The sequence below is a fragment of the Hoeflea algicola genome, from assembly GCF_026619415.1.
In the GTDB taxonomy this organism is placed as follows: domain Bacteria; phylum Pseudomonadota; class Alphaproteobacteria; order Rhizobiales; family Rhizobiaceae; genus Hoeflea; species Hoeflea algicola.
This window is the reverse complement of the sequence record NZ_JAOVZR010000001.1, coordinates 4,426,959-4,445,432: the sequence shown is the minus strand read 5'-3', so window position 1 is coordinate 4,445,432 and position 18,474 is coordinate 4,426,959. Positions and strand designations below refer to the sequence as shown.

The 18,474-nt window shown below is 53.8% G+C and carries 13 protein-coding genes; 10 read left to right on the top strand and 3 right to left on the bottom strand.

Annotation, left to right across the window (positions count from 1 at the left end; translation table 11 throughout):
- The first annotated feature begins 323 nt into the window (after positions 1 to 323).
- Complete coding sequence (locus OEG84_RS21550) at positions 324 to 2,156, top strand: DUF262 domain-containing protein (protein WP_267655653.1); 1,833 nt, start codon at positions 324 to 326, stop codon at positions 2,154 to 2,156.
- A gap of 563 nt (positions 2,157 to 2,719) precedes the next feature.
- Complete coding sequence (locus OEG84_RS21545) at positions 2,720 to 4,168, top strand: caspase family protein (protein WP_267655652.1); 1,449 nt, start codon at positions 2,720 to 2,722, stop codon at positions 4,166 to 4,168.
- A 917-nt stretch (positions 4,169 to 5,085) separates the two neighbouring features.
- Here the strand turns inward: OEG84_RS21545 and OEG84_RS21540 are convergent.
- From OEG84_RS21540 to OEG84_RS21530, 3 genes are read right to left on the bottom strand one after another with little or no spacing between them, the layout of a single operon-like run.
- Complete coding sequence (locus OEG84_RS21540; protein WP_267655651.1) at positions 5,086 to 7,554, bottom strand: AAA family ATPase; 2,469 nt, start codon at positions 7,552 to 7,554, stop codon at positions 5,086 to 5,088.
- Positions 7,551 to 7,754 (bottom strand): hypothetical protein, encoded by a 204-nt coding sequence (locus OEG84_RS21535; RefSeq protein ID WP_267655650.1) that lies wholly within the window; start codon positions 7,752 to 7,754, stop codon positions 7,551 to 7,553. Before OEG84_RS21535 ends, OEG84_RS21540 begins: the two co-directional genes overlap by 4 nt.
- Positions 7,755 to 7,796: 42 nt before the next feature.
- Positions 7,797 to 7,952: a hypothetical protein gene (locus tag OEG84_RS21530; RefSeq protein ID WP_267655649.1), complete on the bottom strand. Its 156-nt coding sequence runs from the start codon at positions 7,950 to 7,952 to the stop codon at positions 7,797 to 7,799.
- Positions 7,953 to 8,614: 662 nt separating this feature from the next.
- Here OEG84_RS21530 and OEG84_RS21525 point away from each other — a divergent pair.
- From OEG84_RS21525 to OEG84_RS21490, 8 genes are all read left to right on the top strand, one after another.
- Entirely contained in the window at positions 8,615 to 9,526 is a 912-nt protein-coding gene (locus OEG84_RS21525; RefSeq protein WP_267655648.1) for a hypothetical protein, read from the top strand.
- A gap of 85 nt (positions 9,527 to 9,611) precedes the next feature.
- Positions 9,612 to 10,091, top strand: coding sequence for a hypothetical protein (locus tag OEG84_RS21520; RefSeq protein ID WP_267655647.1), 480 nt, complete (start codon positions 9,612 to 9,614; stop codon positions 10,089 to 10,091).
- The gene (locus OEG84_RS21515) at positions 10,091 to 12,187 is read left to right on the top strand and encodes an ATP-binding protein (protein ID WP_267655646.1); all 2,097 of its coding nucleotides are present in this window, start codon (positions 10,091 to 10,093) and stop codon (positions 12,185 to 12,187) included. Before OEG84_RS21520 ends, OEG84_RS21515 begins: the two co-directional genes overlap by 1 nt.
- Positions 12,180 to 12,956, top strand: coding sequence for an ATP-dependent metallopeptidase FtsH/Yme1/Tma family protein (locus tag OEG84_RS21510; RefSeq protein WP_267655645.1), 777 nt, complete (start codon positions 12,180 to 12,182; stop codon positions 12,954 to 12,956). The genes OEG84_RS21515 and OEG84_RS21510 overlap by 8 nt, the downstream gene beginning before the upstream one ends.
- A gap of 295 nt (positions 12,957 to 13,251) precedes the next feature.
- The gene (locus tag OEG84_RS21505) at positions 13,252 to 13,482 is read left to right on the top strand and encodes a hypothetical protein (RefSeq protein WP_267655644.1); all 231 of its coding nucleotides are present in this window, start codon (positions 13,252 to 13,254) and stop codon (positions 13,480 to 13,482) included.
- 587 nt (positions 13,483 to 14,069) lie between these two features.
- Complete coding sequence (locus OEG84_RS21500) at positions 14,070 to 14,258, top strand: hypothetical protein (RefSeq protein WP_267655643.1); 189 nt, start codon at positions 14,070 to 14,072, stop codon at positions 14,256 to 14,258.
- A gap of 275 nt (positions 14,259 to 14,533) precedes the next feature.
- Positions 14,534 to 17,797 (top strand): helicase-related protein, encoded by a 3,264-nt coding sequence (locus tag OEG84_RS21495; RefSeq protein WP_267655642.1) that lies wholly within the window; start codon positions 14,534 to 14,536, stop codon positions 17,795 to 17,797.
- Positions 17,794 to 18,462: a DUF4391 domain-containing protein gene (locus OEG84_RS21490; protein WP_267655641.1), complete on the top strand. Its 669-nt coding sequence runs from the start codon at positions 17,794 to 17,796 to the stop codon at positions 18,460 to 18,462. The genes OEG84_RS21495 and OEG84_RS21490 overlap by 4 nt, the downstream gene beginning before the upstream one ends.
- Positions 18,463 to 18,474 lie beyond the last annotated feature (12 nt).

Sequence of the window (18,474 nt, the reverse complement as noted above, 5' to 3'; positions counted from 1 at the left end):
GTTCCCCTGCCCCTCAGCACTCCATGACCGCTCTGGGCCGTGAGTTACTGTGCGACAGAATCCAGCAGAGGTCTCAAGCGGGCAGGAACCAAACCTTCGCTACGGATTCACATCCTCTCCCAACATACAGCGAAAGCTCACCTTCTAAGCTAGAACTTTGATCCGTAATCGGGCTGTTCTTGTCAGATGAAATACGACCCGATAGGTCTCGTGCGGAAGAGGTGTTTACTCGCAGCGTAAGATCGGTGATATCATTCAGCGGTCGACTAGTTTGATATAAAAGCGTTGCAAATTCAAACTGATATCGGTGGAGGGTTGACCAGATGCAGGAAATCAAAGGCTATGACCGCTCCATTCAAGAACTACTGTCCGGTGGCAGCTATGGAATTGATTATTACCAGCGGGAGTACAAATGGGGCCGCAAACAGCTTCAGGAACTCGTTGATGACCTGACGGGGCGCTTCCTCGACAGCTATCAGCCGGGGGATGCTTCCAAGGAAGTTGCGCACTATGGGCACTACTTCTTGGGTTCAATCGTGGTCAGCCAAAATGGTGACGTCCGGCACATTGTGGACGGCCAACAGCGGATGACTTCCCTGTCGATCATGCTGATCTATCTGAATAACCTCCAGCAGGGCCATGAGAAAATGGTGTCCATCCAATCCATGATCTACGCTGATGATTTCGGCGAGAAAAAATTCAAGATGGATGTGCCTGAACGCAACGACTGCATGGAGGCGTTGTTCAATAACACGCCGTTCAACACCGATGACGCTTCGGAGTCGGTTCGCAACTTGACAGCTCGTTACCAAGACCTCAACGAGCTATTTCCTCAGGAACTCCAAGGTGACGCTCTGCCGTTGTTTATCTATTGGCTAATGCGGAAGGTGAAGCTGATCGAGATCATCGCCTATGCGGACGAGGACGCTTACACGATCTTTGAGACCATGAACGACAGGGGGTTGTCTCTGACCCCGACTGACATGCTCAAGGGCTACCTGCTGGCCAACATCGACAACACCGAAAAGCGGCTTGAGGCAGATAAACTCATCAAGAAATATCTGGCGCTCTTTGCGGAGCACGGCAAAGAATCCGACTCCGATTTTTTCAAGGCATGGCTGCGGTCGCAGTACGCGCAGAAGATCAGGGAACGGAAAAAGGACGCCAAGCCCGAAGACTTCGACCTGATCGGCACCGAATACCATCGCTGGATCAGAAATCACTCCGCTGATCTGGGGCTGAACCAAGGCAGCGACTTCCACCAATTTGTGATGCGGAACTTCCGCTATTATGCCGCCCTCTATCTGCGACTGTTGGATGCGGCCCGCACCCGCAAGGATGGATTGGAAAGTGTCCGCTATGTCGCGGATGCAGGTTTCACGCTACAGCACCATGTCACACTCGCTGCTATCACGCCCGATGACGATAAAGACACCGCAACCGCCAAGGTCGGCGTGGTTGCTGATTTCCTCGATTCTTGGCTGAACCTGCGGTTCTGGAACTACAAATCCAACAGCTATTCCACCATGTCCTACGCCGTGTTTCTGGTGATCCAGAAAATCCGTGGTCAGTCGTTGGCCAAGGTTCGCACCATCCTTCACGACCATTTGCTACGCGAGATGGCCGAGATCGACTTCTCCCAACCGGTTCATCTAAATCAGTTCACGTCCAAGGCGATCCACCGTCAACTCGCCCGGTTTACCGATTGGCTGGAACAGAAATCAGGGGTGCCGGGGAAATACGAAGATTACATCGTACGGTCGGGCAAGAATGCCTATGAGGTCGAGCATATCTGGGCCAATCACTATGACCGGTTAGCTGATGTGTTTGATCAACTGGGCGACTTCGACCGCACCCGGAATCACATCGGTGGGCTTTTGCTGCTACCCAAAAAGATTAATGCCAGCCTGAGCGATCTGACCTATGCGGAAAAGCTGCCGCATTACCTCAAGGCCAATGCCTTGGCCCAATCGTTGCACGAGGCATTTTATGACAAAAACCCCGGCTTCCGGCAGACGGTGCAAGAATACGGACTTGAGTTCAAACCACTGAATGAGTTCGGGCTGACCGAGATGGAGAAGCGATCCAAGCTCTATTCCAAACTCGCCGCACTGATCTGGACGCCAGAACGGCTGCTGGGAGAAGAGATAATGTGATGCTGGATGGGCAATCTAAATACGACAGCTATAACGACTATGGCGTTGACTGGATTGAGCAGGTTCCCCGTGACTGGAGCATCGTCAGCAGTCGTGCACTCTTTCGAGAAGTTAAAGAGCCTGGCAACGCGGATTTGCCGGTATTGCAGCAATCCACAGCGGTGTTTCCAAGGAGGAGATATCTGAGTAAGAATATCCTGTCTGATGGACCGCACCACAGCTTCAGATTGTTATCGTAAACGGCGGCTTAGGACCGAAAGTGTCTCCGCAGGCGGTGTACATCAATGTCCGCATTGCGCCGCCAATTCGGCCGTTCGCGACCGCGGACCAATCACCCGTAAGCGGCCATTCAATGCGCGCCGCGCTGAGGTTCGGACAGGGGCGGCAAGCGGACCTTAGATGTAGATTGCCCCAACCGCATCAATGCTAACAATGCGGCCGCTAGCTTCCATCCCGCTGGCGTATGCCTGCTTATGGTGCTTCATGTTTCCCGATGATGAAATTTCGCAAAAAATTGATTTTGGTTTTTAGCTTTTGGAAAGAGAGCAACGATGAAGAGAAAAATGGCAGCGCTCGTCCTGGGTAATGCGGATTATCCTGGAAATGACAAACTGAACAACCCCGTCAACGACGCTTTGGACGTCAGCGCAAAACTGAAATCTTACGATTTCGAGGTGATCCTGGGCACGGATTGCTCAAACTCAAACATGGAAAAGAAGCTCAAGGAATTCGCCACCCTTCTAAAGACCCATGAAGTTGGGCTATTCTTCTTTGCTGGCCATGGGATGCAAATTGATGGCAGCAACTATCTGCTCGCCATTGATACGGACTGTTCTTCAGAGATTGATGCAAAACACAGTTCGCTTTCCCTGGACAAAGTCGTCGAAGTGATGGCCAAGTCGAAAGCCTCCACCAAGATAATTGTACTGGACGCATGTCGAAACAACCCTTGGGAAAGGGCATGGCACCGGGATATCTCTATGCGGGGCCTGGCGTCGGTTTATGCTCCAAAAGGAACGATTATTGGGTTTGCGACGTCTCCGGGCGAACTTGCTGCCGATGGTTCCGGCCGCAATGGTACCTATACAGAAGCCTTACTCCAGCACATAGACACAAAGGACTGTCCAGTCGAGAAAATGTTTAAGCGGGTGCGGAATACAGTCGCCGGAGCGACCAAAGGGAAGCAGACAACATGGGAACACACGTCTCTTGCTGGTGAGTTCTATTTCAACCTCGGAATCGACAAAATAATTTCTGAATACGATGAAACCGCTCTAGCTGACGGTCTTTTTGGTCTCGATACATCAAAGCCTTCACATAAAATCATCGAAGGCCTGAAGAGTTATAACTGGTATGTCCAGAACCCCGCGCTGCTGAAGCTTAATGCGGATAGCGTTAAGCGAATGGGGGTGAACAACCTTTTTGTCTTAGGTCGAAACATCTACCAAGCGGCTTGCGGATCATCTGGGGCAGCGGAAGTCTTTATCGGAGACTTTGTGTCGCGAACCGCACAGTTCGAAATTTCGAAGCGAAAGGCTTTGCTGGATGGGATGCTGTTTGAGGTGTTCTTTGACTCCACAGGGAACCTCCGTTCGAAGATAAAAGGGGAATACTTTGATGAGGTGTTCGACCTTCAAAAAATTCCTGCGCTGAAGGCCAGCTTTGATTTTATTGCGGACGCGCTCGATGCTGCGGGGGCGGACTTTATTGAACTGCCTGGTCGTGGACATGAGCTGGACGTGACTGTTTCCACAAAGAAGATAAAGGCAGGTTACCTCGTTGAAGCAATATTTATTGGTGGAAAGGATTTGTTGCAGGCTTCGGAAAGCGAATGGGATGATCTCGATGGCATACCATCCCACTCAAAGACTGTTATCGAGCAACTGAATGGCACCCTGTCACGTGAGCTAGTAGTTCCTCAGCGCCTACTGAAAGTGACCTATGCACCCGCTGCCGTCGGTGAAAACGACGTGCTGATTATTCCACGCGGTTGGAGCATTAGGAGGGCTTGATAGTCAAATAGTGAACCTCAGAGGAGAATTCGAAGGCGGTCGGTTTAGCCGACTTTGGGCGATAGTTTCGTGGCGGCACCACGAGCCCCAAGAAACTAAGCGGGCCGGAAGTGACATTGCTAAGGTTGAAGCTGAATGTCTACTTCGCCAGCTTCGTCCACACAAGCATTCTGACAAGTTGCGGCCCCTTTGCAGACATCTGTCTTGACGGCCGGTGCTGCATTGCAGCTTCCCCAAAGCTGACCTTGGCGCCTGCTAGTTTCCTATAGTTCAATCGGTCCGTCCCAACCAAACGCTTCGACAATCCGGTTTCTATACGCGGTGGCAATCTGTCTTGGTGCTCTACGGACATACTCTTCGGCCCTTCTCGCAGAGAGTCCCTGGAGACCGCTGAGGTGCGAGATGACATTCTCAATAGAGGGATGATCGTTGTTCTGATTCGTGATTGGTGATTTTGGCGGAAGACCAGTCCATACGACGCCAGCGAAACCATGTTTATTCGCCCAAGCCCCAACAAGCTCCGCACCGTAATGATCAGATGCTCCAGAACTGGTCCAGAATGCAGCATTCCTGTTGCTTGGAAGGTCTTCGCGCACGGCAAGTGCCTCGCGCGCTTGCTCCAACGAAGTCGATGACAGAGTGTTCCAAAGTGTCGAACACAAAGTTCCTTTTCTACATACAACAAGCGTCATGCGGCCATCATGAGATTTTCGCGCGAATTCAAGCGGCAGGGGTGGCCCGTCTTCGCGCCATTCATGCAAAATAGGTAAGTCGCGGGGCTCCCAAATCAACGACCCCCAACCAAGGCAAGCAAACCTAACCAAATTCTCATTCCCATTTTTTTCATACCCTACCCATTTCGGGCTGAGCGATACGCATGTGATTTCCAGTTCAGTGCAACCGTTGGCAATCAACCGCTACTTCATCTTCAGGTTAACATTGACATTCAGGCAACTGCATCGAAGTTGTTCGGACGTACCTTTTCGCGGTTCAAGATAGGGATAGCCCCCACACTTCGGATTCGAACAACGGATATGTTCGAGCAGCGCCTTGAGTGCGTCTGCCACCTCCCTGAATTCAGAGGCGGTGAAGTTTTCCCATTCATTAAAGTGCACAGATTTATTGATGGCCCACTGCTCGGCATTAGTCTTCTTAATAAGCTCTTCTGCCTCAGCCAATCGCTTTTCGAGTTCATCCTTCACGGTATCGTGCCCCCAATGCGCGGCGGTCTTCACGCCGTGCTTGAGACGGTCGCGCCAGCGATTGGTGACAGGCGGCCAGAGATCACCGAGATCGTAGTTAGCATCACCGCGGTACTCGACTTTGGCCCGTAGGTTATCGGCGAGCACTGTCGCGATGTACTCAAGATAGCGGCGTAGAAGCGCTGCCGCACGCGGCACATCGTTCTTGGTGAGCGTTGCATCGATCTCGGTCCAGATGTCGGTGTCGTCCCAGATACGCGGGCCCGTATCGACGTTCCATCCGCCGAAAAACTGGCCTTTTTTGATGAGACCCTCGGTCCGCATATACTGGAGCCAGACCTTATCGTGCGTTGTCAGGATGAACTGCGTGTTCGGAAACTTCGTTATCAGGAGACGGCAAACCTCGCGGCGGTGGCCGGTATCAACGGACATCAACACGTCATCGAGTACCGCGAATGTAAACTTGTCGCCAAGCGTGTGCTTCATCAGTGCGAGGTAGAGGCAAAGCCCCATGCCGTCCTGGTGGCCTTCACTGTGATACGCCCCCGGCGGAAAGGTACCGCGCCCGTAAAAATCCACATTGAAACTGAGCTTTGCAGGCTCTGCCTTAAGCTCGCTGACAAACTTGCCCTCGTCGTCATTGATCGCCTTGTAGAAGTCAGTGAACTCCTTGGCGACGACATCATATATGCCCTCTAACACCGCATTCGAAGCCGTGTCGTAGTGACTGCGGACTTTCTGTGCGACCTTGTTTCGGGCAGCCTTGGCCTTGGCTTGTTTGGTTGCTCTCAGAAGTTGGTCGTAGCGCACCTGCAACTCGCTCAGGAACGAGATGGCCTTGTTGTGCGCCGAATGCTCAGGAAGGGCCGCTAGGCCTTTCTGTACTTCTTCAATACGCAAATTTTCTTCGGTTTTTGATGCCCACCAGTCCGTCTTGATAACCGATAGCACGTCATCGATCTTGGCGGGATCATCGCTGAACGCCTTCAACGCTTCGACAAGTGCCTGAAGTGTCTCAACCGCGGCATCGAGATCAGCGCGGACGACCTTCGGTTCCAGCTTATCGGCGTATTCAGCGGCCTTTTTTATCGCTGCAATCCGTCCTTCGATTTCGGCGCTGATCGCGTCAAGATTGCCGAAGAGCGTTTCGAGGAGTTCGCCCATAGCCTCGGCGCTCAAGAGCTTTTCTGTTAGATGCGCCCGAAGCTCTTCGGCATCCCACGGCTCATCGCAAAGCGGGCAGGCATCGGCCTCAACGAGTTCAAGCCCTATTGATATCAAGCCGTGCTGCCGCGCATGTAGCAGCGCCTTTTCATCTTCTTTGAGCTTTTTGAGCGCCGCCAAAGCGTCTTGTTGAGGCTGCTTGTGGCTTTCCGGTTCACCGGCCGCAAGCGCCTCGGTGAGGGCTTTCAGATCAGCAAGTGCAACTACCTTGGCAATGCCGGGCTTTTTGTACTTGTCGTCATCATCGTCGTCCAGACCATCGCTGAAACTCGTATCCGGCTGGAGCTCGGGTATCTCGGCTAGGCCCAGAATTTTTCGCTGTTCATTGGCCTTCTTGAGCAGTTCCTTACGATCTAGCGAAGGGAGGCCAAGCGCTGTCCTAAGATCGTTTTCTGCCCTCTTGCGCGTGCGCTCCGCCTCGTCAGCATCGCCTTTGCATTTGTTGGCGTAAGTGACAAAGCTGCTACGCAGCTTGCCGACATGGTCAAGGCGCAGAAGATTTTGAACATCGTCAGAGCGACGAGCTGGCGGCGTTACGATGTATTTCGCGATTTCTCTGCGGGAGAGTGCAAATTCCGGATGCATCCGCAGTTCTTCAACCGCCGTTTTGACTGCCGGATCAGCGGGCGTAATTGAAACAGCCCGAGGAGACTTCACACTCCGCTTGATCGTAACGTCTTTGCCAAGCGCCGGGATTGACGCTGTGATGGTCACCTTGGCCTTATCGGGATTGTCCCTCTGATCGACGTGCGGCGCGTGACCCTTGACGTTGAGCTCTCCCGCGCCCTGTCCCGAAAGACGCGTAATATTTCCGGTCAGGCAAAACTCGATTGCATCAACAACACCGCTCTTTCCGGTGCCGTTGGGTCCGCAAACCCCAAAATTGTCTCCTTCCAGATCGAGCGACAACTCCCTGATACCGCGAAATTCTTCGATCTTGATTGTCTTAATACGGATCATGACGCCGCCTTGTCATCATGGGCGGGAAACAGCGCGACATCAATATTCTCGGGCTTCGGAACTTTCCCTTTCCGCAGCAGATCATTAAGCCGTCCGGCGGCTTCATCATCAATCTCGCTATCTTCCTTGAGCGCATTGAGGTACGCATCAAGGACCTTCTTAACCGTTGGCGATAGAGGTTCATCTTGCTCTTCGGTCACAACAGTCCTTCCAATGAATGTGATGCAGTAATGAAGGTCAGGTTATCTCATGTTGAGTAGCACATAAAGATCAGCTTCGGGTTGCATGATCAGTAAATAGGGCGCGATGCAGCGAATGGCGGCAATCCAGACCGTACGGCTGATCTGCTCGCGTGTGCAACGGACGTCCGCCTTCGCCTGCTCTTCCGTGATCGGCATTGTCAGCGTGGGGTCGGAGTCTCAAACCGGCAGCCAGATCACAGAAACATTTATCAGGTACCTAAGGGGCGGCGACCATAAGCAAATCCTGTCTGTCTTAGAACTGCTTCAAGCGCTGCCAGCTTCCAAGGGAGCCGCAGAACATGATTGTCGTGTGACCGTTCTTGGCTTTGTCTTCTAATAGGCCCGCGTCATCTGTTAACCACTCCGGAGCTCTGTTCCGGATACGTTCTTTTTCGTCTTGCCGGACAATCAACTCCGGACTATCTGTGTGTCGTCGCAAGAATTGCATATTCTAGAGCGACTTAACGGCCCCCGCCGGTGCTACCAACACCGACAGAGGCCTGACCCGCAACCTTCTCTCGAAAGGCCTAAGGCTATGTTGACCTTTATCGTTATCTCCCCTCATGGGGAAGACCAATCGCACCCATCTCCTGTTGAAGCTCGATCACGGCAACGCAAAACGCGGACTGGCGACCCATTACGGTCACCCATCTCGTTCTCTCGTCACTGATCATTTCACTTCATTGCGATAGCGCCCGTTCCTCGCCGACATCAGCGGTTCGGCTGCTCGTTTTGAGCAGCGAATGCGGAAATTATTTCCGCATCTGAGCCTCTGTGTCTGCCCGGCTGCCGTCATCGCTCTCCAACAGGAGGTTTCCATGACAAAGACCACACTTAAGACAACCACCGCACCCGTGTATGCGTATTCTGCAGACTCTCTGGAACTGAAGCTGCAGTTCGATGCGTTCATCAATGAACTCGTCGATCCCTCGCTGTCGGTAGACGCCATTGCGCAAGCACTATCTGGCGGTATTGATGCCCTTGCCGCTGTGCTTCGGCCACTGCCTGCAATTGAAGGCAGACTCATCGAACTCGGCATCGCTGCCGTTGCGAGGTGCAACCCAGACCTCAAAGTTTTGACGCAGAACCTGCGCTTGCCGATTTCGCCGACGGCCTTGCAAATCGTCGAGATGAATGACGCCCTGAATTTCAGGGCACTGACGTTCGATGCGGATATGGGCGGTCGAAAGACTTACACGCCTGACTTCGTCATTCTCAATCAGCGAACCAACACGGCGCATATCGTCGATGCAAAACGCAGTGTCTACACATACGACCGCGTGCGACTTGATGACTTGCAAAACCGGATGAAAGCTGCGGGCCTTGTGTTGCCGGACTTTCTCTACAAAGAACATCGACGCCTGAACGTCAAAGAAGTCAGGGTCGTCATCCTGACAGCTGACAATCGGAAGACGGACCTGAACGGCGGTATCTGGCATCTGTCGCAGCTGGACCATCTGGTTCAAGTTGAAGGTGCTGGCGCAGCGATCGCTTCTTTGCAGGCAGAGTTTCGCTCTCGTGTTGACGAACACTGGAAACAGGCTTGCGAGGCGTTCGCAAAGTCCTCCCAATTGCCGATAGCTCTCCCAGTTCAGCCCGAGGTCGAGCTCGATGACGTTGAGGCTGATGATGAGGATGACAAATCCTTTGAAGACACCAACATCATGGATGCCAGCGGCAAACCGCAGCTAATCAGGTTGGGCTTCGCTCAAGCGCCCACCCGCCACTGACAAGCACGCGGCTCCACTCAAACATCAAACTTTTTGTTCACGACACCCGCCGATCCCAACGATCTGGCGCAGGGAGAAATCTGTCATGCGTAAATCCGATCCCACCACCAACAGCAATGTCATCGCGTTTCCAAAGCCGCAGCGGAAGCATCCTTCCGATACCTCGGTACAATCTCAAAAGCCTCTCACGCGCACGCCCAAGCGGCGGCAGAGTAAATCCTCACCCGAGCTCCGACCTCCTCTTCATCCAAGCACGGCAGATGACCTGCTGCATCGACATCGCCAGCGAATTGAAATCCTGACGAATAAGGGAAATCCCACGCCTGAGTTGATCGATGAGATCGCTCCGGGACTTGTTCGCAAAATCCTTCGTCGTGCTGGAACAGGTGATACCGGCAAGGCCGAGCTACCCAAGCATTTGAAGCGCCGGCTTGATCTGTTGTGTCGCTTCAAACATCCGGCCGGTCTGATCCTGAAAGACTGGCTCGATGGAAATCGGCGGTTCCTGCCAGCAAACCTGCAGACAATTGTAGACTTTTCCACATGCGCCGAGGAGGAAAAGTGATGAGCAAGATCAGCAAACGCGTCTCCAAATATCTCATTGCACGTCAGCAGCGCGCCGCTCGGCTAGAAGCCTTCGGTCGAGCTATTGACGCCGGCATTCTTGAAAGTCAGCCGCTCGCCGAAAGCGAGAACAATGGGGTGGTCTGGAATCTCGCGGCGGAAACGGCCGCACTCTTTTCCGGTGATGTCGATAAGGACCGAAAATTGATCCGCTCGCTTCTGGAAGCTTCTTCGCGAAAAAGGAAGCAGATCAAACGTAAGCTAGAATCTGTTGATCAGGACGCATTCAACATGGATGAAGAAGATGGCGCTGACGAAACTGTCATCGAGGTATCCACCGAGTCCACTGGAAACGCTGCGGGACATTCCGACACGCTGCCTGAAGCTGGCGGTGAAAGTGAGCCGCCCGCAAACCTGACGTCCACATCGTGTGGTCCAATTCCTGGAGAGGGTACGGCGGCCAATCTGCCATTCCGGAATATGGCTGCACTTCGGGATCATGTCCTGTCGATTGTAGCGGGCTTTGCGTCGGCACCCAAGGTTCCGGAAGTTGCTGCGGCGCTGCTGCTCTCAAGGGCATTTGAGCAGGATGAGCATGCCATTGACCGACTGCTCTCGATCATGAAACGGAAGAAATCCATTGTTGCTGTCCAAGTCCCAGTCAGGGACTTCGAAAGACACTTCGGCTATTTGCTCGAAGACGGCTCGGCGTTGCCGTTTCATGTGTCGCTTGAACCGATAGCAGAAGGCCCAACGTTGACTGGCCGCTTCAAAGCACTTGCGGATACAACGCCACGGAAATCTTTCAGCTGTTTCGGGAGCGCTTCGCTAAAGCGGTATGATGATGATGACGAACTTCGCACGATCGTATCGAAGCGGGTTCTCACGGCGTTCAAACCACTCATCATTTGCGACGAGCGTGATCAGCCCCTACCGGCTCGGCTTGTCGCTGTCGCGGACATGGTGATCTCGGGAGGTGGAATTGATGCCAGCCTGATCGCAGATGTGCTTGCAATCTGCCACAACATCCCGATCAGTCGCACTTGGTTCCTCATGACGGAACTCGATTTCGAGCCCGGTCATCTCGGCATTGATGATCTCGCGATCGCAATCCGCCCTGGACGATCGCTGACCAGGATCATCGCAATCCTGTTGACGCTTGAAGCCGAAAACCGGGCCATGGCCGAAGCCAAAGAGGACGAAGACAAGGAGCGCCGATTGGGCACTCTTATGACACGGTCGGAAACAAAGAAGCGCGAGAAATATGCGGGCTGCTTCGACATCATCGATCCAGTCAAAGAACCGACCGCGTCAGAACCAGCCAAGGGGCAGACCGCGAAGCAGTCTGCCAAACCGTCCACCGGAAAGGATCACCTGTTCGTTGAAAATTTGGCCGGATATGGCGATGCCCGGCAGTGGTCGCTTGATCTCAAGGGCGACCTTGGGGCGTTCGGCAATAAGGAAGTCGCATGGTCTGATCTCAGTTCACGGCTGCTGCTCTCCGGGCCGCCCGGCACAGGCAAGACAACATTCGCAAAGGCACTCTGCAACACGCTTCAGGTTCCGCTGGTCGCGACGTCGGTGGCCAGATGGCTGGAGTCGTCGAACCTTGGCGATGTTCTGGCTGCGATGAATGCAACATTCGAACATGCCACTCGGACAGCTCCGTGCATCCTGTTTATCGATGAAATCGACAACATCGGAAACCGCGGCGGCAGTGACCGGCCTTATGATGATTACTGGTCGAGCCTTGTGAACCGCGTGCTCGAATTGCTCGATGGTGCCGCAAAAACCGAAGGCGTCATCGTCGTTGGCGCGACCAACAGGCCAGACAAGATCGACCCTGCACTCTTGCGTTCAGGCCGTCTTGAGAAACACATTGTAATCCCGCAGCCAGACACAGCGGCTCTTGCGACAATCATTGCCCATCATCTGGGTAACGATCTCAATGCGATCTTGAACAGCAGTGAGATGGGCAGGTTGGTCGGTCGTACCAGTCCGGCTGGGACTTTGCCCGGACACAGCAACACCACGATTGCCGGTAACGGCAGTGATCAACTCTACGACAGCAAGGAAGGAGTGCTCATCAATGGATAATTCTCATCTCTCGGCTGCAGCGCCCGATGTGAACCCGGTACTCCTGCCTTTGGCGTTGGCTGCTGCTGGTAGCACAGGTGCAGACATTGAGCGTCTGATCCGCGAAGCACGTCAGAAAGCTCGCCGTGAAAAAAGGCAGCTCACTTACAGCGACATCCACGCAGCGCTCACCGCGGGCCAGGCAGCTATGCCACCAGACCTTGTCTGGCGCATCGCTGTCCACGAAGCAGGCCACGCGCTGGCGTGGACTGCGTTCGACATCGCAACCGTCTTTACTGTGACCGTTGGAAATGGGTCTGGCGGCTATGTCGAAAGCGAAATGCGACAGGGTGTTGTCCAAACTCAATCTTGGCTCAATCAGATGATTGCTTGCGCACTTGCCGGACAAGCAGCGGAAAAGCTCATCTTTGGCGAAGCTGGTGTTGGCGCTGGTGGAAGTGAAAGGTCTGATCTTGCGCGAGCGACAAAGATTGCGACTGACGCTGAAACGAACGTTGGGTTCGGCAGGGCTCAGCCGTTGCTCTATCGATCATTGGAAGAACAGCCATCAATGCTCTCACTGGATCGGCAGCTTGCGCAGCATGTTCATGACCGGCTTGAAGCTTCAGAGAGTATGGCTCTCGAACTGTTATCTCGGCATCACGATGCATTGTTAGCACTGGCAACCCGCCTTGCAGAAGCAAAGACCCTTGATGGCGGCGAAGTGAGAGCACTGCTTGCTCAGGAAATGAATGCCACTGCAACGGGCTCCAAAAAAGCGGCGCCCTGAAACTGCGATTCAGAGTTCGGTTCCCGCGTTACCAAACTCGGCGCCCGCGATTCCCAAGTCGGCCTTTGCGATTCTGAATACTGAAACGGCGAGTCCGACCCAAGATTCGCCGTTTCGGAAATCAGTCCCCGCGTTGCCAGATTTAGCCTTGGCGATTCCGAATTCAGCGCAGCCGTTTCCAGCCCAGGAAACTGCGGTTCACGTCAGACGATCAGCGGCCTTCACCGTCATGATTTGCGTTAAGGCGTGAATCAGCTAACCCAGACTCAGGACGGGCCCTCATTCAGGAAGGCTCATGATGACAAAAAGGCATAAGCGGAAACCGGAACTGACGTCTTCACAGATTGATGACCTCGTCGCCCGAACGACAGCCTTGCATAAAGACCTGATCCCTCTGCTTTGCGACCTGAAGCCCCAGGGCCAGCACTACAATGCTGTCGTTGACCTGAGCGATGCGCTGGCACGGACAATCCGCAACGTCTCGGGCGATGAACCCAAATGGATGCAGCCCCGCATCAGCCGTTGACGCCAACGGTAATTCAGGCCCGTGGATTCTGGTAACGGCAAGTGGCGGCGGCGTGCTTGGAAATTGTTTGTGCTGCCAACGCTCCATGCACTCAAGGCGGCTGCAGGGAAACCAGCAAACAAACGCGCCGCAATTTGATATCCATCGAAGCAATGTGCAGGGGACCCGATTCAAGTCATCGCGACGTCAGCTCAATCTGCAATGACGTGCGGGCAACTCGAAACAAGTCATCTCAATTTATCCTGCCGCGATTCTGGATTCGGTCTTGCCGATTCGAAACTGGGAAACCGCGATTCCTCTGTGAACGGCGTTTGCGGCAGTGGGATTGGAGACCTCGAAACCAAGCCTGCGGACCAATCCCCTTCCAGATTGTCAACATTGCGAGGCAAACGGCGTTTGTTCCTTGCATCGCCGGCCATCACACTGGGTCATCCATGATGAACCAGGAGATCAGGATGTCAAAAAAATCAAGACGAGAAATCAATGCCGAGCAGCGAGCACGGCAGCAGAGAGTGAGGGACGAGGCCCGCGACCGGTGTCGTCCATCTCGGGATGATCTTGCCAGGATGCTGCTTTGGAAAATGATCATGAGCACGGAGAAACATCCTCGGGGGCGACGGGAAGCGTTGGACCGATTGCGCGATGAGATCGTCGATGGCCTTGATATTCAGGGGTTTGATGTCCGCGAAAGCGAAGACGTCTTTGAAGACCTTGCTGCACGCTATGCCGATGGCCTATTCCCGTTTCGCCCGAAGCGGCATCTCAAGCCTGCATGATCGACTTCATTTTTGGCACCGCAATCCAAACGCTGTTTGGTCCTTCCTGCCTGTCTTCCCCCCATTACTAACTATAACGACGTTTGAAAAAGAATCGCCTATCCATGACGTAATTCCTGTGTCCCCGAATGTACTGGGGTGAGCGAACTTTCTGACCAAATGATCATCCATCCCACTTCGATGATGTCACATAAAAGATGCTCAAAATGCGTTGCGCATCCGTAGGTTGTCATTAGATTGGGGAGCCGGTGATTTGATGGCGACGGGGGACTTTGGTGCGGATAGTCGACAACTCTACAACCCTTTTGGGTGATGACTTGAAGCGCGAGCTTGGCGGGGCGAGCAAATTCCGCGTGGCTGCAGCCTGTTTTTCCATTTACGCATTCGACGCCCTGAAATCGGAACTGGGGAAGCTCAAGGAATTCGAGTTCATCTTTACCGCTCCGACCTTTGTCCCCAACGGCGCGATTGATCGTATCAAGAAGGAACGGCGGGAATTTTTTATTCCCAAAGACAATTCTGCGGGGACTCTCTCGGGCAGCGAATTCGAAATCCAACTCCGAAACAAGATGACCCAACGCGCTGTCGCCCGAGAATGCGCGGAGTGGATACGTCGCAAGGCCCGCTTCAGGTCGAACGTGACCTCTGCGCCAATGCAACAATTCGCTCATGTTCAAAAGCCCGACACAGGCGCTGCTTACATGCCGCTGTCGGGGTTCACGGCTGTCGATCTGGGTTACCAACGCGGCAATGCGGTTTCCAGTTACACGCAGGTAATGGACGAGCCTCAGTTTGCTCAGACATACCTGAGCCTGTTTGACCAGATATGGCATGACAAGGAGAAGCTGCGCGATGTCACAGCCGAGGTGTTGGAGCACATCGAGTCAGTCTATCAGGAGAACCCAGCTGAACGTGTGTATTTCCTGATCCTGTTCAACCTGTTCAAGGACTTCCTCAGTGAGATAAACGAGGACGTCCTACCCAAGGATCGGACCGGATATCTGGAAAGCCTCGTCTGGAAAAAGTTGTTCAATTACCAGCGCGATGCAGCAGTTGGTGTCATCAACAAGCTGGAGACGTACAACGGGTGCATTCTGGCCGATAGCGTTGGCTTGGGCAAAACCTTCACTGCGCTGGCCGTGGTCAAATACTATGAGCTCCGCAACAAGGACGTGTTGGTTCTGTGCCCCAAGAAGCTCGCGGACAACTGGCGCAATTACAACGCCAATCTGACTACTAACATCTTCGCCAAGGACAGATTTCGCTACGACGTGCTTTGTCACACAGACCTGTCACGCACATCAGGCGAGTCCTTCGGGATGCGGTTGGACCGCGTGAACTGGGGAAACTATGACCTGGTCGTCATCGATGAGTCCCACAATTTTCGAAACAATGATGTCTTCAAGGACCGCGAGACCCGTTACCAGCGGCTGATGGACAAGGTCATCAAGGCAGGTGTCAAAACCAAGGTCCTGATGCTGTCGGCGACCCCTGTGAACAATCGCTTCACCGATCTGCGGAACCAGTTGGCTCTTGCCTATGAAGGGCAGTCGGACGCGCTGAGCAAGAACCTGAAAACCAAGACCAGTGTGGAAGAGATATTCCGCCGTGCGCAGGCGGCCTTCAATACGTGGTCGAACTTGTCACCGGAGCAACGGACACCGGCTTCGATCCTGCGGACCCTTGATTTCGATTTCTTCGAGCTTCTGGATGCGGTGACGATTGCCCGTTCCCGCAAACATATTGAAACCTTCTATGACACCGCTGATATCGGCAAATTCCCCACACGGTTAAAGCCGCTGTCACATCATTTGCCGATCACCCATCGCGAGGATGTCATCGGTTTCAATGAGATATTTGCGCAGCTGAGTGACTTGAAAATGGCCGTCTATGCGCCGGTCAATTACATCCAGCCCAGCCGGCTGAAGAAATATGAGGACCTCTACGATACCAAGACCGAGGGCGGCAAAGGCACCCTGAAGCAGGCCGACCGCGAGAAAAGCCTTCAGGCCCTTATGACGACCAATCTGCTCAAACGGTTGGAAAGCTCGGTCCATGCCTTCCGGATGACCCTTGGCAAACTGTCCGCCAACATTGACCATACGCTTGATGCTATTGCCCGGTTCGAGGCCTCGGGCGGCAGTGCGACCTATGAAGACCTGGATATCGACCTGGAGGCAGTAGCCGAGGAAGACGACGACTTCGCGGATTTCTCTGTTGGCAAGAAGATCAAGATCGATCTCGCCGATATGGACATCACCTCATGGAAACAAGAACTCTCTGTCGACAAGGCGATCATCGACGGGCTGATCACCGAAATGGAACGCGTGACGCCAGCTGATGACGCAAAACTCCAGCACCTGATCGCCGAAATCGCGGGAAAAATGGCCAACCCATTGAACCCCGACAACCGGAAAGTGATCGTCTTCACGGCTTATGCCGACACTGCGAATTACCTCTTCGATCAGCTCGCCCCGCATTTTGCCAAGGCGCAAGAAATCCACTCCGGCATTGTCACCGGATCGGGCAATCCGAGAACCACGCTCAAGAAATTCTATGACTTCCAGTCCGTCCTGACGCTGTTTTCTCCGCGTGCCAAGGAGAAGGAGATGATCATGCCCGATGATCCGGCAGTGCTCGATATTCTCATCGGGACCGACTGTATCTCGGAAGGGCAGAATCTTCAGGATTGCGATTACCTGATCAACTACGACATCCACTGGAACCCCGTCCGCATCGTCCAGCGCTTCGGCCGGATAGACCGGATTGGTTCGCCAAACACGCAAATCCAGCTGTCAAATTATTGGCCCGACATCACATTGGACGAATACATCAACCTCAAGGAGCGCGTCGAGAACCGTATGCATATCGTCGACATGGCGGGCACCGGCGAAGACAACGTGCTGACCTCAAAAAGCTCAGACGTCGCTTACCGAAAAGAGCAGCTGCAGCGCCTGCAGAACGAGGTGATCGAGCTGGAGGATGTCAAGACCGGCATATCCATCACCGATCTCGGGCTGAACGACTTCCGTATGGATTTGCTGAATTACCTCAAGACCCATGATGACCTGCCGCAGATGCCAAATGGGCTGCATACGGTTGTGCCTGCGGACCCAAAACGGGGACTTGTCCCAGGGGTGATTTTCGCGCTGCGCAACATCCATGACAGCGTCAACATAAATCAGCAGAACCGGCTACATCCCTATTACCTGATCTATATTGGGCACGACGGGAACATTGTGGCTGATCAGACACAGGTCAAACGCCTGCTCGACCTGATCCGGACTGGCTGCAAAGGCAATGACACCCCATTCCGCGACCTCTGTGCATCATTTAATGCGGAAACGCAGGATGGGCGGGAAATGGAGACCTATTCGGGCCTGCTGAACGATGCCATCCGTTCAATGATTGAGGTCAAGGAAGAGCGCGAGATCGATAGCCTGTTTTCTGGCGGGCATACTTCAGCACTGACCCAGACCATCGCCGGTCTGGATGATTTCGAACTCATTGCTTTCATCGTGATCCGTGAAAACACATGACCGGGCTCTACCAATACCCACCCCAAACTGCGCTCAAACGCGTTATCCCCAAATCCCGCATCTACGACAGTGTCGGTGCAAGCACAGCGCTGCGAGAGCGCTTTGCGCGGGAGCTCGACCAGATTGTGTGGGCGCACAAGCTAGCGCCTGAAACCCTGAACCTGCCGGCCACCACCGCTGTCCCGGAGATTCAGGTATTCCGTCTGATACTCAAAGGTGAAGTGCTGCATGACGATATCCTGCGCGCCATTGATCGGGCCATTCCGTTTCCTTTGCTGTATGAGATAAATTCACAAGACAATGTCATGGCCGCCGCCGCCCATAAGCGCCCATCCGATTCAGAGAAGGGCAAATGGGTTTTGTCAGACCACTTGCGCGGCGAGTGGGTTGCGCAGGATGCACCCCGCCTGGCGCTGCCGGTAGCGGTCAACATGGGCGCTCTTTATGAGCAGATGGTGTCTTCGCTGGTACCCGTTCAACCATTGCCGGGTGAGGATGTGGAAACGCGCCTTGCGCGGCTGGCCGCGATCAGGGCAAAAGAGCGGGAAATTGCACAGCTTCAGTCCAAGCTGAAACGCGAAAGCCAGTTTAACATGAAGGTGACCCTGCATGGCCAATTGGCCGAGGCGCAGTCGGAATTTGATCATTTGAAGAAGCCCGAATAACGGGCGGCAGAG